10 protein-coding genes are annotated in these 14,623 nt (G+C 57.7%); 5 read left to right on the top strand and 5 right to left on the bottom strand.

The annotated features are described in order from the left end of the window. Nucleotides 1–58: 58 nt before the first annotated feature. The 4 genes from FHS27_RS21350 (at nt 59) to FHS27_RS21335 (ending at nt 6,102) form a co-directional block, all read left to right on the top strand. On the top strand, nt 59–1,858 hold the full coding sequence (locus tag FHS27_RS21350) for an MARVEL domain-containing protein (protein WP_184306855.1): 1,800 nt from the start codon (nt 59–61) through the stop codon (nt 1,856–1,858). Between the two features lie 358 nt (nt 1,859–2,216). Next, entirely contained in the window at nt 2,217–3,719 is a 1,503-nt protein-coding gene (locus tag FHS27_RS21345) for a TonB-dependent receptor (protein ID WP_184306854.1), read from the top strand. Between the two features lie 297 nt (nt 3,720–4,016). Next, nucleotides 4,017–4,565 carry a flagellar protein FliS gene (locus tag FHS27_RS21340; RefSeq protein WP_044251456.1) on the top strand — a complete coding sequence of 183 codons (549 nt, stop codon included), beginning with the start codon at nt 4,017–4,019 and terminating at the stop codon, nt 4,563–4,565. Nucleotides 4,566–4,965: 400 nt separating this feature from the next. Next, nucleotides 4,966–6,102 (top strand): N-acetyltransferase, encoded by a 1,137-nt coding sequence (locus FHS27_RS21335; protein ID WP_184306853.1) that lies wholly within the window; start codon nt 4,966–4,968, stop codon nt 6,100–6,102. On the opposite strand, the gene FHS27_RS21330 is transcribed toward FHS27_RS21335, so the two are convergent. From FHS27_RS21330 to FHS27_RS21320, 3 genes are all read right to left on the bottom strand, one after another. After that, nucleotides 6,099–7,553, bottom strand: a complete 1,455-nt coding sequence (locus FHS27_RS21330) for a beta-ketoacyl synthase N-terminal-like domain-containing protein (protein WP_184306852.1) — start codon at nt 7,551–7,553, stop codon at nt 6,099–6,101. The two genes, FHS27_RS21335 and FHS27_RS21330, sit on opposite strands and share 4 nt — an antisense overlap. A 193-nt stretch (nt 7,554–7,746) precedes the next feature. Further along, complete coding sequence (locus tag FHS27_RS21325) at nt 7,747–8,175, bottom strand: OsmC family protein (RefSeq protein WP_184306851.1); 429 nt, start codon at nt 8,173–8,175, stop codon at nt 7,747–7,749. A gap of 68 nt (nt 8,176–8,243) precedes the next feature. Continuing rightward, nucleotides 8,244–9,407, bottom strand: coding sequence for a Gfo/Idh/MocA family protein (locus FHS27_RS21320; RefSeq protein ID WP_221225277.1), 1,164 nt, complete (start codon nt 9,405–9,407; stop codon nt 8,244–8,246). Nucleotides 9,408–9,847: 440 nt separating this feature from the next. Between FHS27_RS21320 and FHS27_RS21315 the strand changes: the two genes are divergently transcribed. Further along, nucleotides 9,848–12,715, top strand: coding sequence for a hypothetical protein (locus tag FHS27_RS21315; protein ID WP_184306849.1), 2,868 nt, complete (start codon nt 9,848–9,850; stop codon nt 12,713–12,715). A gap of 1 nt (nt 12,716) precedes the next feature. On the opposite strand, the gene FHS27_RS21310 is transcribed toward FHS27_RS21315, so the two are convergent. Both FHS27_RS21310 and FHS27_RS21305 read right to left on the bottom strand, forming a co-directional pair. After that, nucleotides 12,717–12,953, bottom strand: coding sequence for a hypothetical protein (locus FHS27_RS21310; protein WP_144058723.1), 237 nt, complete (start codon nt 12,951–12,953; stop codon nt 12,717–12,719). Between the two features lie 271 nt (nt 12,954–13,224). Continuing rightward, nucleotides 13,225–14,484: an HD domain-containing phosphohydrolase gene (locus tag FHS27_RS21305; protein ID WP_184306848.1), complete on the bottom strand. Its 1,260-nt coding sequence runs from the start codon at nt 14,482–14,484 to the stop codon at nt 13,225–13,227. Between the last annotated feature and the right edge of the window lie 139 nt (nt 14,485–14,623).

Below are 14,623 nucleotides of genomic sequence, written 5' to 3'. Positions count from 1 at the left end.
ATCGTCCGCGTATCGCCGGCCTTTTTCGCCTCATCGTAAATTCCCCTGAACGCTGACCATGTTGCATTCCCGCCGTCAAGACGATCGACGTCGCCGCGTGCTGATGACGTCTGCGTCCGTATCGGCAGCGAGTCCAACGAGCGGATCCCGCAGTCGGATGGAACAACTGCGTGAAGCCCGTCGCCCGACGCTCGCGTATGGTTCCCGTGTTCGGAAATGCTTGCGTGGTCGATGGTTTTCGTTAGTACCGATTCAACGAACAACGGTCGCGAAAGTATTCTCGGTGCTGTCGTTGATTGTGTTGGTGCTCATCCTGCTCAATGATGCGACGGCGAGGTTCGTGACGTTTGCCGATCGTCCATCGTTTGTGCGTGTGTTCCGGATCTCGGAATATGGAAGCATCGGACGCTACTTCATCGGCGTGATGTATCTCGCACTCGCCGGTGCGGGATGGATGGTGTATCAGCTCCGTCGGTTTCGCAACGATGACTTTGGTGGCAACTACCGTGTTTGGCAATGGATTGTCGGTTTGGCGCTATTGTCGAGCGTGGCACACGTTGTTCCCATTCTCGGGATGCTCGGCGGCACAATCGAATGGATCATGGGCAAACGGATTGCCCTCTCGGGTAAAGATTGGATCGGTTTGTTCTTGATCATCGGTGGAGCAATCCTGGCGATGCGATCCGTTGCGGAAATGCGTCGGTACCGCGCCAGCGTTAGTTTGTTGGTGGTGGGATGGCTGTGGTCGGCGATTCCGATCTCCGTTGACTGGAACATCCTCGCGACGACCACCAATCTTCGGTGGACGGTCGTCACATCATCACACTTGCTGGCGGTTTCGTTCTGGTTTGCCGCGACGGTGACCTATCTGCGATCGCTGTACTTCGAAGTGCGGGGCATTGAACCATCCGCAGGTCTTGTTCAGCGGATGACCGACGCGTTCGCTCGTCGATCCACCGCCGAATCGAACGACTCCGACACGACCGACGACACGACCGATTCGCCCGCTCGTAAAACGACAGCGAAGCCGGCAGCGGCGAAAGTTGCGGCCAAACCGGCGGCGACCAAAACACGTCCGCCGAAGCCGACTCGCGATGAATCGGACGAGTCTGATGACCAAGACGAGGCGGCCGAGAAGAAACCCAATTCAGGAAAACGACGCTGGTTCGGCTTGTTAGGCCCTGCGAAACCCAAGGCCGAGAAACGGCAAACTGACGAAGAAGATTCGGAAGATACCGACAGCGGATCGGGCAAAAGCTCAGACGACGATGGTGAGTCTCGACCGCCTGAACCGAAACGACAAATCGCCGCGAAAACCACACCCAAGCCCGCCACGCCTCCCGAATCGGACGACGACGACGCGTCCGCCGAGGATGGCGAACCGAAGAAGAAACGAAGCTGGTTCCCGAGCCTGCGACGCAAACCCAAGCCCCCAGCGGACGAAGACGAATCTGCTGCGGCCGACGAAAAACAGACCGCTGCCAAAGCAACGCCTGCCCCAGCCAAAGCCGCCGAGCCGGAACCGGAGAGCGATGCCGAATCGACGGAAGCCCCGAAGAAGCGACGCTTTGGCCTCGGGTCGATGATGCGTCGTAAACCGAAGGCGGATGCGGACCTGGATAAGGATGCCGAAGAGTCGGCAAACACAGATTCGTCGGGTGCGTCCAAGTCCCCATCGAATCAACCGACGCCGAACCGAGCGGCGGCAAACGCAAACGCGGCCGCCTCGGATGATTCCAATGAAGACGATGATGATTCAGCAGCGATGCCCGAAGACGACGTCGACTGGTCGAGCATGAACAAGGCGGAACGACGCCGAATGCGGAAACAACTCAAACGCGGCGGTCGTGCCGCGTAGGACGCTTCGATTGCCGGCCAGCCCGTTCAGGGTCGCTGAGTTCGCGAGCATTCGGGCGTTGGAAGTTTGGCGGCGTTTTCTGAAGGAATTCAGGGCCTTCGTTAGACCGATGTCCACCGACGTGCGATCACCGTCATGTCTCCACCGTCGGGCAACGGTAGCTACGAGCGGGCGGAGGGTTGTTGACGTTTGACTTTCGTTGGGCCGAAACGACCGTGCGGATTATGCCGCTTGGTCTCAATCTAATCCGACGCATCCGGGCCATTTTTCCCTGCCCCGACGATTTGCGCGACCCATACCTGTGCGTTGGGTAGAAATTTTTGGGGCGGCAATCGCTCATCATCACGGGGAAAAGAACATGCCATCGGAACGACCGACCACAGAACGCAAAGCACTCGCCGTTAATCTCGACGCACGTCGATACGGATCGTTTGCAGAAATCGGGGCCGGACAAGAGGTCGTGCGTTGGTTTTTCCGCGTCGGCGGTGCCGCGGGAACGATCGCCAAGAGTATGTCGGCATACGATATGTCGGTCAGCGACGCGATCTACGGCCAATGCGACCGTTATGTTTGTCGCCAACGTTTGCAAGACATGCTCGACCGCGAGCACGCACTGAACCTCGAACGTTTGCGTGAAAGCCGAGGGGATACGACGGCGTTTTTCGCGTTTGCCGATACCGTTTCGGCTCGTAATTTCCATGGCACGAACGAATGCCACGGATGGATGGGGATCCGTTTCCAGGCTCACCCACGTGACCAGGACAGCCAGATCATTCTGCATGTGCGAATGCTCGACACCGAGAACGCACTCCAGCAGGAAGCACTCGGCATCGTCGGCGTGAACCTTCTCTACGGTGCATTCTTTCTGAACCACGAACCCGATCAATTGATCGAATCGTTGCTCGACAACTTGAGTACTCGCCGGATCGAGATCGACATGATCGAGTTCTCGGGAATCGCGTTCCGTCACGTCGACAATCGCGTGATGAGTTTGCGGTTGGTGCAACTCGGACTCAGTAGCGCGGCGATGTTTTCGGCCGACGGTGAAGTGTTGCAACCGTCCGAAGTCCTTTATAAGAAACCGATTCTCGTCGAACGTGGCAGTTTCCGTCCGCTGACGAACGTCAACGTCGACATGCTCGAAGCCGCCAAGGCCAAATTCCAAGGCGAAGAGGATGTCGAATCGAGCGACGTGGTGACACTCGCGGAAATCACGATGCGTAACCTCAAAGCCAACGGCGACATCGACCTAAGAGACTTCCTCGAGCGGGTCGACGTTTTGGCTGCCGCCGGCATGACTGTTCTGATCTCAGATTACTTCGAATACTATCGATTGGCCGCTTACCTGGCTCGTCATACGAAGAAGAAGATCGGCATCACGATGGGTGCGGCCAGTTTGATCGAACTGTTTGACGACAAGTATTACACAACGCTCGATGGAGGAATCCTGGAGTCGTTCGGACGTTTGTTCAAGAACGACCTCAAACTCTATATCTACCCGTTGCTCAATCGTGAGACGGGTGAATTGACGAAAGTCGACAACCTGGAAATCGCGAACGAACTTCGTACCCTCTATCGGTATCTCGTCGACAAGGGATGCATCGAACAACTCGAGGATTACGATCCCGATCACCTATCGACGTTCTCTCGCGAAGTGCTTCGTCAGATCGAAAAAGGTGACCCTGAGTGGGTGGAACATGTGCCTGAAGTGGTTGCCGATCTGATTCAGCAACGCGGCTACTTCGGTTGCCGTCGTGTGTCCAAGACTTCAGAACCCTCGACCGCGAAAACGCTCAATCCGATCATCGCACCACTGACGCCGTTGATTCCTGCGGCCGGCATGATGTCGCCGGTCGTCTGATCGCAGCGGTAGATAAATCTTGAATCAAAGTTAAACAAATTCGATTACGCCGAGTTTTCATCCACTCGACGCGGGCGTGTTGGAAATTTGATTGGATTACGGGAACTTTGGCGACACCGTCGCACAACAACGTGCATAGTTTGGTCGTCAATGATTCATCGGGTTTAACGACGAGCCGATGTGGGTCAAAGATACGATCCTGCGCTGGACGATAGGTCCAATACGGACTATCCGGCGTATCGCGCTAATCCCCAATACCGATTTCCAGCAATAATGTATCCATCGGCCGATCCGAACATGAACAGCTATCAAGGCGTCGAACGACGTATCGCACCACCGCGACCAATCGACTCGCTCAGCGGACCAGCTCCTTCAGGTTTCGGCCGGCGTACCAGCGACACGTATTTGGAATCGATGATCGCGACGTCGTCACCGGCAAAGCTTCGATTGATGCTGATCGAACGCAGTGTCGAGGTGGCACGCCATCTCGCCGGCCTTTGGCGTGAAACGCCCGGTAAACGAGGCACAAACGAACATTCGCTGAAGCTGTTCGAACTGCTGAGCGAACTGCTCTCCGGCGTGACGGACGACAAGGTTGAAGTGTGCCGCACCGTTGCCGACATGTACGTTTTTCTGTGCCAGCACCTGATCGCAGCCGAGGAAAACGGCGATGCGTCGATGATCGACGAAATCCGCTTGGTACTCGAAACAGAGGCCGAAACGTGGCGAATGGTTTGTGCCCAAGAGACGGGGGCCTCTTCCCATCAAACACGCGCCGCCGATGTCCTCGCGAGGACCGCGTCACCGGGTGCACCGGCAGTCGGCGGATTGAACCTGCAGGGCTAGAGCGTTTCTGTAAATGACTTGGGTTATCAAAGGCAGCTACGTTCGCGGGAACATTATTCACCGTCGGGCAAGAGTGGCTACAACAAAAATGGAAATGCTCCTGAGCGTTTACTGAACGACGTCGCCTGGCATCCTGGGAACGTCGTTCCGGCGAATCCAGCGGCAATGAACGGGCGCGATGCTGAAACGTTGGTTGCCCCCAGATTCGCGACTTCGCATATTTCGTCTTGCGAGGTACAGCAAGAGTCCATTGTAGGACGAGCCATGCTATTGAAGGGTTACTGACTAGTACGCCAGCGGTTCACTCAGTATTCTTGGGACGCTCGACCAGATTTCAGTGCGGATGAGTTGGCAATCCGTGTGTTGTGCGAGTCATCATTTGCAGAAGGCTCTCACCTCCATGACGGAAATCACCACCCAACTCGTCGCCAGCCGCCGGGACATGCGAGATTTCCTGCAGGTTCCTTGGTCGATCTACGGCGAGGATGCTCATTGGGTGCCACCGCTTTTAGCCGAAATTCGCACGCGTCTAAACCCACGGAAGAATCCGTATTTTGAACACGCGAAGGCGGCGTTGTTTTTGGCGCGACATCAGGGGCGTGTCGTCGGCCGCATCTCCGCTCAGGTCTGCGACCTCACTCAACAACATCAGGGTGCGGGAACGGGGCATTTTGGATTCTTCGAGTGCGTGAACTGTCCGCAAACGGCAAAGACCTTGTTTGACGCTGCCTCCGCATGGCTCGCCGAGCGTGGCATGAACCGGATGGTGGGACCCTTCAATTTGTCGATCAACGAGGAAGCCGGGCTGTTGATCGATGGGTTTCATCGTCCACCGTACATCTTTATGAGCCACAACCCGGACTACTACCAGCGTCTGTTTTGCGAGGCGGGGTTGCAGAAGGAGATCGACGTTTACGCATACCACCTCGATATCTCCCAACCGTATCCCGAGCGGATTGAACGGATCTTGCGATCGGCGGCTCGCAACACGAAAATCAAACTTCGCAACGTCGACAAACGAAAACTCGAGTCCGAACTAGGTTTGCTGCTCGAACTCTTCAACGAGTCCTGGTCAGAAAACTGGGGCCATGTGCCGATGACTCAGGGGGAAGTGAACGATCTCGCGATGTTGGTCCGCCGGTTATTCAGCACCGACGCCGTGGTCCTCGCGGAAGTTGACGGCAAGGTCGCGGGCTTTATCGTCGTGATTCCGAACCTGAATGAACTCACCGCGGACCTGAACGGGAAACTGTTTCCGTTGGGATGGATGCGGATGCTCTACCGGATCAAACGGATCCCCTGTCGATCGGTGCGTGTTCCTTTAATGGGAATTTCGCGAGAGTTTCAGAACACTCGCACGGGCGCTGCGATCGCGTTTTCGATGATCGACCGTTGCCGCACCGCGAGCGTTAACAACGGCGCCCAATACTGCGAGATGTCTTGGATTCTCGAGACCAACGATGCCATGCGATCGATTCTGGACGCATCCGGTTCGACGCTCGACAAAACGTATCGACTCTATTCGCGGCCGATTTAGTCTTGCAGAATGATGGCGGTGGCGTTGCCCGGCGACGTGTGAGCGATCGCCATCACGGTCCGCTTTTCCAATTGACGGACGCGGTCACTCAGGTTCAACGGTTTGGTTTTCCCGGTCGCGTCGACACAGGAATCGGCGTGCGGGACCGGCGAGATCCTGCCGCTCTGCATCGTAACGCAGGCCGCCAAAACGCCCATCATCCCACTGGCGGCGCCGGTGTGACCGAGCAGGGTTCCCGGTAAGAGAACAGGGGCGTTCGGAGCGACAGATAGGATCGCGTCACGTTCGCACGCATCGAGCACAGGGTCGCCAACGGCGTGGCCAACGATTGCACCGATTTGGTCCGCGGTCACTCCGGCGGCATCCATCGCCCCACGCATCGCCGAAACGATTGATTCAACGCTCCCACGACCGGCATCGGGCCGCAGGTCCGCGTTTTGTTGTCCGGTTGCGAATGCGTGCGAGGGCAGGAAACGTGATGCGTAACCGGTCACATGAGCGATCGGACGCACACCTCGAGCCGCCGCCATGTCGGCGCGTTCGAGCGTCAGACCACCGGCGCCTTCACCGCGCACTAATCCGTCGGCGTCACTCGCGTGCGGACGGCTACTATGCGCGGCCGGGTTCATCGCTTTTGCCAACGGTTGGTCTTCGGTGAACAGCGCGCGAGTCGCATTCAAACGTGAACCGCTGGCACTGACCACCATGAAATCTGCGATCTCACGTTTGAGGTACCCGCAGGCTTCGATTAACGCGGCATGGCCGGACGTGTCGCCGACGGTAATTGAATTGTTGGGACCGTGAGCATTGAGCACGATGCTGAAGTGGCACGCGGGCATGTTCGGCAAATACTTCAGCAACCACAACGGCGTGATCCGTTTCATCGCCGCGTTGCCGAATTGGCTCGGGTCGAATTTCCCGTTTTCAGCGAGGCAATCATAAAAGGCGTCGGACAATTCTTCGGGGGCACCGTAGAGCAGTTCGCTGCCGAAGACGGTTCCGATCCGGTCACTCTGGATCTTTCCACCTTCGGTGTAGCACGGACGCTTGCGAGACTTCAGCGTGGAGCGAGGCCGTTGCGTTGCGGCGTCCTCGGGTGGTTGCGCGGGGAGATAGGGTTGCAGTCCCGCGTCTTCGATCGCCAATTGGGAGGCCGCGTAGGCGGTTTGAATTTCGCGGCACATGACTTTGAGTGCCTTTCGCGGCTTCACAAAGAGCTTGCCGTCGAAGTTGTCCAAACTAGCGACGACTGCCGTTTCTTCGTCGAGCGCTGCTTCGCCGTTAACGGTTCGATACCGCCGCGTAACGTGCTCGTTCTCCTCGGACGCCTCGGCACTGAGACGCTTGACTCCGCTGACGCCGCCGAGCAATGAATCCGAAAACGCTTTGCGTCCCACTCCGATCGACGAAACCATTCCAACGCCGGTGATCACGAGGTCGGAAGATTTCATTGGGCAAACGTGGGCAGTTGGGCCGAAAAGGTCGATTAGCAAACCATGAGGTTTTAACGCGGCATCGTGAGCGTCGCGATTGGAACTCTCCGATGTTTGGATGCGAAAGTATGATCGGCGAAACGGACGCTAGCCAGCCTACGGGAGGGGCTTTCCGCCAGATTCCGACGATCCACCCCCTTTTTTCGTTACTTCAGGCGGATTGACCGGCGTTCACGAACTCGATCGGGGCATCAATATCGGGGTGAAGGCTCTGGTGAACGGGGCAATGCCGTGCCGCCGATTCCAGCCGAGAACGCATCTCATCATCGAGTTGGACGGATGCGGGATAGGTCACGACGGTGGCTAAGCGGCCGATCCGACGCACCGGAGACTGGATCATTTCCTTGGTCACCTTTACCGTCGTGCCGCTCAAATCGACATTGTGGCGGGCCGACACGAGTCCGAGAATCGTCAAAACACAGGTGCCCAGCGCGGTCGCAACCAGGTCCGTCGGCGAAAACGCTTCTCCGCGGCCACCGTTGTCAGTCGGCGCGTCCGTCGAGATTTGCTGTCCGCTCGGACCGTGGGTCGCGTCGCAATGAAGCTCGCCCTGATAAACCGCACTGATTTCAACTGCCATGAAGACCTCGACCGCTACGAATTGATTTCGAAAACGGGAGGATAACCGAGACTCGCTCGCTCGAACAACTACCCCAACGACACCGGTTGTTTGCGGCGAATCGATTCATCGAGCGCGTCCAGCATCGTTTGCGTATGCAATGCTTGTTCGTGAAACGCGTTCCACGGTGCAGGTTGACCGGACGGTGCTCCTTCGCGAATCCATCGTACCAGGGTGCCAATCATGACTCGTTCTTGCAGGCAACGATGGACCGGCACGCCTCCCTCCGGTGCAGAATTTGGTTCGGCCGGTACGTTCACCTCACTCGGCGGGACGAACGAATGGACCTTTCCGGACGCTTCGTGAACCCAACTGCGTGCGGGCTTTTCAGCCCAGGGTCGCGTGAAGTCATCACAGACGATCGATGCGTCTGTGCCGGCGATCTCAAACCACTTTCGCGTGGACGTGTCGAACCCGCAAGACAGCGTCGCGGTCAACTCATCATAAAAGATCATCGTGGCCGAGACTCGAGCGACGATTTCACCTCGCATCACAGCCTGCGCATAGACTTCTTTCGGCAAAACACCGCTCGCGAATCGGATCAAGCCCGCTGAGTACCAACCGAGATCCAACAATGCACCGCCACCGAGACTTGCGTGCAATCGATGGTCGCCATCGAGGAACGGATTCGGGAAAGAGACCGAGGCACTGAGATGACGTAGCGGCCCGAGTCGAAAAGGGATGGCCTCGTCATCGGATTCGGATTCATCGTCGAACAGGTCGTCCTTCTTAGCTGCCGCTTTGGCGGAATCTTCCTGAGGTCCCGTTGTCGTGAGCCATTGTCGGAATTGGTCAGTCCGCTCATGGTGCAACCAAGCGGTCGCATCAAGGAAGCGAACATCCGCACTGTTGGCTGCCGCAATCATCTCGGAGACTTGTGCCGCCGACAACGCAACCGGTTTTTCGCACAAGACATGCTTGCCCGCCTGGCACGCGGCGAGCGTCCATTCGTGATGCAGCGACGGCGGCAACGCAATGTAAACGGCGTCAACATCATCGCGTGCGAGCAATTCCGCGTACCCTTCCACTGCGGCGGCAATGCCGTGACTGTCGGCACTCCATTTCGCACGATCGCCGCTACGCGATGCAATCGCCGAGACACTCGCCCCCGGCGTCGATTGCAGGTCGGCGATCAACCGCCGAGTAATCCGTCCGGTTCCGAGCACGCCAAATCGAACGGGAGAATGCGTCATGGAGTGAGTCAGCGGGTAGTGGGGAATTTGGTGATCGGTCACGTCTCACGTCGCGCGCGTTCGGCGTAGCACGCCGAGTGACGTAAATCCATGCCGACGCGCGATCAATTTTCTCAGTGCCCTATTCAAACTCTTCGCGTGCCCGATCACAACCGGGCGAGTACACCGCATTGAGCGCACCGCCACCGCCGTTTCACGGTGACTTCGATGCAACCACTCGACTCGATCGAGAACATTACCGATCCGACGCCGCGTCATTGCCCAACCGACCTTTTAGTTTTGCCGACCAGACGGACCGTTATCATCGGCGCAACCGTTCCCCCGCGTTACCGCTTTTCGAGAGAATTTCGTTTTCCCACTTGCACCCAACGCCTCTTCGGGGATTGCGTGCTAGCTTTCCTACGGACGAATTCTTTTTTCCCCGCTCGACCGATGGACCGATGAGTTTGACAGCGATCACTGACGATCTACGCAGCCCGCGATGTGAGCAATCACTTCGTCGCGGCATCGTCACGCGATCCGATGTTCTGACTCGGACGTTCCGCCACGTGACCGCGATCATCGCACTCATGTTGTTTTTTGTCGGCAGCGGATGCAGCCAATTGCGATTGCCCGCGATTGACCCGACGGGCAGTTGCCTGTTTTCGCCGCTGCCGACGACGACAGGACTCGCGTTGCCGTGCATGAACGGCGATTGTGCCCTCAGCAGTTCTTGCCAATGTCTGGGCTGCCTCGGTGGTCTCGGCTCATGCCTCCGCTGCCCTGGTTTCAGTTTTCCTGAACCGGCGTTCCAAGATCCCGCCGATCCGCCCGCGTGTGTGAACCCCAACGCGGTCACGGGCAGTGGTGTGGCGAGCAATGAACCGTGCGTCCCCGGCCCGGGATGCGGCGGCGATTGCCTCGTCGGACCGCCAGCTGTTCTCTACGGAACCGAAATCAATGCCACCAAAGCCTGCAAACTTCCTCCTCGTGGAAAACGCGGCTGCATTCTTTTGACACCCCAAAAGATTGTTGCCCCCGTAGGCGGCGAGGTGATGTTGTTGTCGGGCATTTGCGGCACCGATGGGTATCTGCAAGTCGGCGAACCGCTCGAGTGGATGCTCAGCCGTGATAGCGTTGGTAACATTATTGCCGTCGGAGACGATGCGCCGGGTATGTTGCATCGTTTGGCGAAAATCCCAGCCGCTGAAAAACAAGACGGCGCGTACGCACGTGGCGTGACCAGCACGAAAGCGGCGTTGATCACGCGAGGAAACACGAATCCCGCCGACGACGTCAAACTCGAAAAGGGCCAAACATGGTTAACCCTGAGCAGCCCGAGTGAGGGCACCAGCCACGTCACCGTACTGGCCCCCGACAGTGAATGCTGGGACCAACGAAAAGCGAACGCGACGATCTACTGGGTCGACGCCCGATGGCAATTCCCTGGCCCACAACGGCTCAATGCTGGTGTGGCTGCGGAACTCGTCACCCGAGTGACTCGCGCCGAAGGATCATTGCCCGCACGTGGATGGAAAGTCCGTTACGAATTGATGAACCCCGAACTCGCGACGTTTGCGGGCACCGATGGTTCGTCGGTCGTCGAGGTCAACGTCGACGATTCCGGAAACGCTCCCGCGACCCTCGTTCCGATTCCCGGAACGTCGGGCAACGCCATCATCGACGTTCGCGTGATCCGTCCCGGTGGACTGAGCGACAACATGCCCGATTTGACGCTCGGACGCGGGCAAGCGTTCGTCACGTGGTCGTCACCCCAACTGACGCTGCGAACGGGCGGCCCCGAGGTCGCCTCGTATGACGTGCCATTCGACGTGTTCGCAAACATTGCCAACCCCGGCGATCAAGATGCAACAGGCGTGGAAGTCCGCGCGGCGATCCCCGAAGGCGTCAAAGTGCTCTCATCGGACGCGTTCGCGAAGGTATTCCCAAACAGCGTCGTGTGGGAAATCGGAACGATCCCTCCGCAACAACAACTCGACATCGGGTTGAAACTCAGCGCGACGTCACCGATCTCAATTTCGTTCGAAGCTCGCGGAGACGGCGGGTTGGCCGCCGATGACAGCGTTCGCGTTGACATTTATCGCCCCTCGTTGGTGCTCCGCGTTTCACCGGAAAAACAACGTTACGAAGCAGGCGATAGCGTCGTCTATTCCATCGAAGTCGAAAATACGGGCGATCGCCCACTGCGAGACGTGGGTTTGACCGCGTTGGGCGACGAGTACATGACTCACTCGCAAGAGAACACGCGAGAAGTCGCCAACGATAAAACTGACGGTCCGTTGCAGCCAGGGCAGATCTGGCGCAGCACGGTGGCGTTCACTTCACTCGATTCCGGACTGCGTTGCGTTAACTTCACCGCGACGGCCGCAGGTGGCCAACAACAATCCCAATCGTCGTGCGTGACGGTGATCAACCGGCCTCCACCGACGCCGGCGATGTCGGTCACGGTTTCGGCGGCACGCGATCGTATCGTCGTTGGTGATCGCGTCTTCATTCGTGGCCGTGTCGAGAACACCGGCGCCATTCCCCTCAAGAATGTTCGCGTCACGATGTCGTACGATCCGCAAGTCGTCCCCGAACAAGCGACCGTGGACTTCCCACGCAACCTCGACACCGCTTACCTGATCGTTTGGACGATTCCCGAGTTACCCGCCGAAGAGACGGCAGTAATCGAAGGAGAATTCTCCGCCCAGCAAGCGAGCGCAAGCAGCCAGTTCATCTTCACGGCGGAATCCGCCGAAGGTGCACGCGGACGCGATTCGACTAGCGTGCAGATTTTCCCAAACAACACGCCCGACCGGCCGCTCACCGCACCTCCGGTCTTGCCACCCGCCCGCACCCCACCGGGCATTCCGGGTGGACCGGGCACGCCACCACCATCGAACAACAATGCGACGCCACCACCGACCAGCCCATCGGACCGAAACACCAATTCGGGAACGATCCGTCTGGACGTGTTACAGCGAGACATCTCTCCACGTGTCGGCGACGCAATCGGATACAGTTTGCGGCTGACCAACGACACGAACATGATCGACAACGGGGTCCAGATCGCATTCGACCTACCACCGGGTGTTTCGATCGAGCGATTGTCACAAACGCAAAGCCCCGAACTCAGTCGGTTTAACCGCAGTGGGAACACGATCTATTTCGAAGAAATCCGGTCGATCAAACCGGGCGAATCGATCGACTATGAACTTGTCCTGCGAAGCAACCAACCGCAAACGTTCAACCTGTTGTTCGAAGCGGTAAGCCGAAACTTCCCCGCCGGAATCGCGGCTCCGCATCCGACGGAAGTGACGCCTTAAATCAAAAGGCAAACGGCGTTCGAGAGAACACCTCCACGGGCAGCGATCGCTTCCCCGCGTTTGCAAACGCCTCATCACCATCAGACACACTTTCCCGCAACGAACTCGGGAAGACGGTGAAAGAAACCTTGCGAATCGGTGAAGACAACCGTGGTGGCTGTGTTCGCGAATCGCGAATGATTCGCGAGGCGGCGATTCGAATGCGAACGCGAATGCCGAGCGTGACTTCAGGCCCCATTCCGGCGGCTATGCTAACGAGCTTCGAGCGACAGCGTGAACGAATATACCAATGCCGTTCAATGAAGCTCGACTCGCCAGATCCGCGGACAACGAGGTCCGGCGAGATCGGCTATGTCGTTTTCGGAAACGCTCTTGCCGTTTTGTTTCCTAGAATTCGGCGTTTACCAGAACTCAGCCACCGATTGGTGACGGTGGTTACCGAAGCGATGGAAACGTTGATTAGGCAAGACTCCCGCACGCGGCAACCGGTGAGTTGCCTCAACGCCGATCTATTCCGTCGGCGGTTTTGGTGAATCGACGTGATCCATAAAGTCGAGTTGTACACGCACGATCTCTTTCGTCGACGCGAAGAACGCATCGAGGACATCGGGATCGAAGTGCGTTCCGCGCCCTTCTTCGAGAATCGAGAAACACTTCTCGCGTGGCATCGCCTTCTTATAAGGACGTTCTGCTGAGAGTGCATCGAAAACGTCGGCGACCGCCGTGATCCGTCCTTCGAGAGGAATGTCTTCGGCGGCCAATCCGAGTGGGTATCCGGTGCCGTCGAACCGTTCGTGGTGCGTTTGCGCGATACTCGCGGCGAGCCGCATCAACGCACTGCCGTTGCGAAGCATGTCGCTGCCGAACTCGACGTGTCGCCGCATCAAGCGGGCATCCTGTCCGGCGTGCGGTTGGATGATTTGATGACCGAACTTGACGTGGTTCTGGATGATTTCGAACTCTTCGGGTTCGAGCTTTCCTGGCTTGAGCAGAATCGCATCAGGGATCGCGATCTTGCCGACATCGTGCAACTGAGCGGCCATCTCGATATCGCGAACGAACCAATCCGGCAGTCCCATCGCTTTGGCGATGATCCCTGCAAAACGTCCGACGCGGATCACGTGGTTGCCAGTGTCGTTGTCGCGAAGTTCCGCCGCACGGGCGAGACAGTACACGACTTCCCGCCGCGATGCTTCGAGTTCCCGAGTGCGTTGTTCGACTTTGAGTTCGAGTTCGGTGGCGTGATTTTGCAAACGATCTTGAAACGATTTCGCTTGCAACGAGTTGCGAACACGCGGCGTCAAATCCATCGGGTCGACGGGTTTGAGCAAAAAGTCAGTCGCGCCGAGATCCAGACAGGTCAACTTGATTTGTTCGTCGGTATTCGCCGTCAGGATCAACACCGGGAGGTGACGAAACTGCGGCTCTTCACGGACTTTGCGAAGAATCTCGATTCCATCCACGCTCGGCATATTGACGTCGAGCAACAGCACGTCGGGACGTGTCGCGTTGAGAATCCGCAGTGCGGCGGTGGAGTCCGTCGTGGTTTCAAAATCTCGATACCCCGCACGTTCCAAATACTTCTTGACGATCAATACGTTGGCGATCTCATCGTCGACGATCATGATCTTTCCCGGCAGCGCACGCGACGTCGGTGCGGCAGTAGCCGGAGGCTGCTTGGCTGCGGTGCTAGCAACTACCGGAAACCCGGGTTGTGTTGCGGACGGTATCGCAGACGCGGAATCGGAGGCGGAAAGCATATCGGTCATGATGCTATCGAGGTGGAGCGTTGAATGGTTTTCTCATTTGAAGCGTACGTCAGGCTTTGTGCGCCGTATGCCGGTCGGAGAATCCCGACGGGAAAGCATTGCAGACGAGGTGCGATTATGCGGGATATCAGGCAGCAAA

It is taken from the genome of Aporhodopirellula rubra (assembly GCF_014192335.1).
GTDB classification, from domain to species: Bacteria; Planctomycetota; Planctomycetia; order Pirellulales; family Pirellulaceae; genus Rhodopirellula; species Rhodopirellula rubra.
This window is presented reverse-complemented; position numbering and strand designations above follow the sequence as displayed.

Coding starts and splice junctions, on each gene's coding strand:
- FHS27_RS21350 (WP_184306855.1), top strand. CDS start 59: ATGTTGCATTCCCGCCGTCAAGACGATCGACGTCGCCGCGTGCTGATG.
- FHS27_RS21335 (WP_184306853.1), top strand. CDS start 4,966: ATGACGGAAATCACCACCCAACTCGTCGCCAGCCGCCGGGACATGCGA.
- FHS27_RS21340 (WP_044251456.1), top strand. CDS start 4,017: ATGAACAGCTATCAAGGCGTCGAACGACGTATCGCACCACCGCGACCA.
- FHS27_RS21330 (WP_184306852.1), bottom strand. CDS start 7,553: ATGAAATCTTCCGACCTCGTGATCACCGGCGTTGGAATGGTTTCGTCG.
- FHS27_RS21345 (WP_184306854.1), top strand. CDS start 2,217: ATGCCATCGGAACGACCGACCACAGAACGCAAAGCACTCGCCGTTAAT.
- FHS27_RS21305 (WP_184306848.1), bottom strand. CDS start 14,484: ATGACCGATATGCTTTCCGCCTCCGATTCCGCGTCTGCGATACCGTCC.
- FHS27_RS21320 (WP_221225277.1), bottom strand. CDS start 9,407: ATGACGCATTCTCCCGTTCGATTTGGCGTGCTCGGAACCGGACGGATT.
- FHS27_RS21325 (WP_184306851.1), bottom strand. CDS start 8,175: ATGGCAGTTGAAATCAGTGCGGTTTATCAGGGCGAGCTTCATTGCGAC.
- FHS27_RS21315 (WP_184306849.1), top strand. CDS start 9,848: ATGAGTTTGACAGCGATCACTGACGATCTACGCAGCCCGCGATGTGAG.
- FHS27_RS21310 (WP_144058723.1), bottom strand. CDS start 12,953: ATGGGGCCTGAAGTCACGCTCGGCATTCGCGTTCGCATTCGAATCGCC.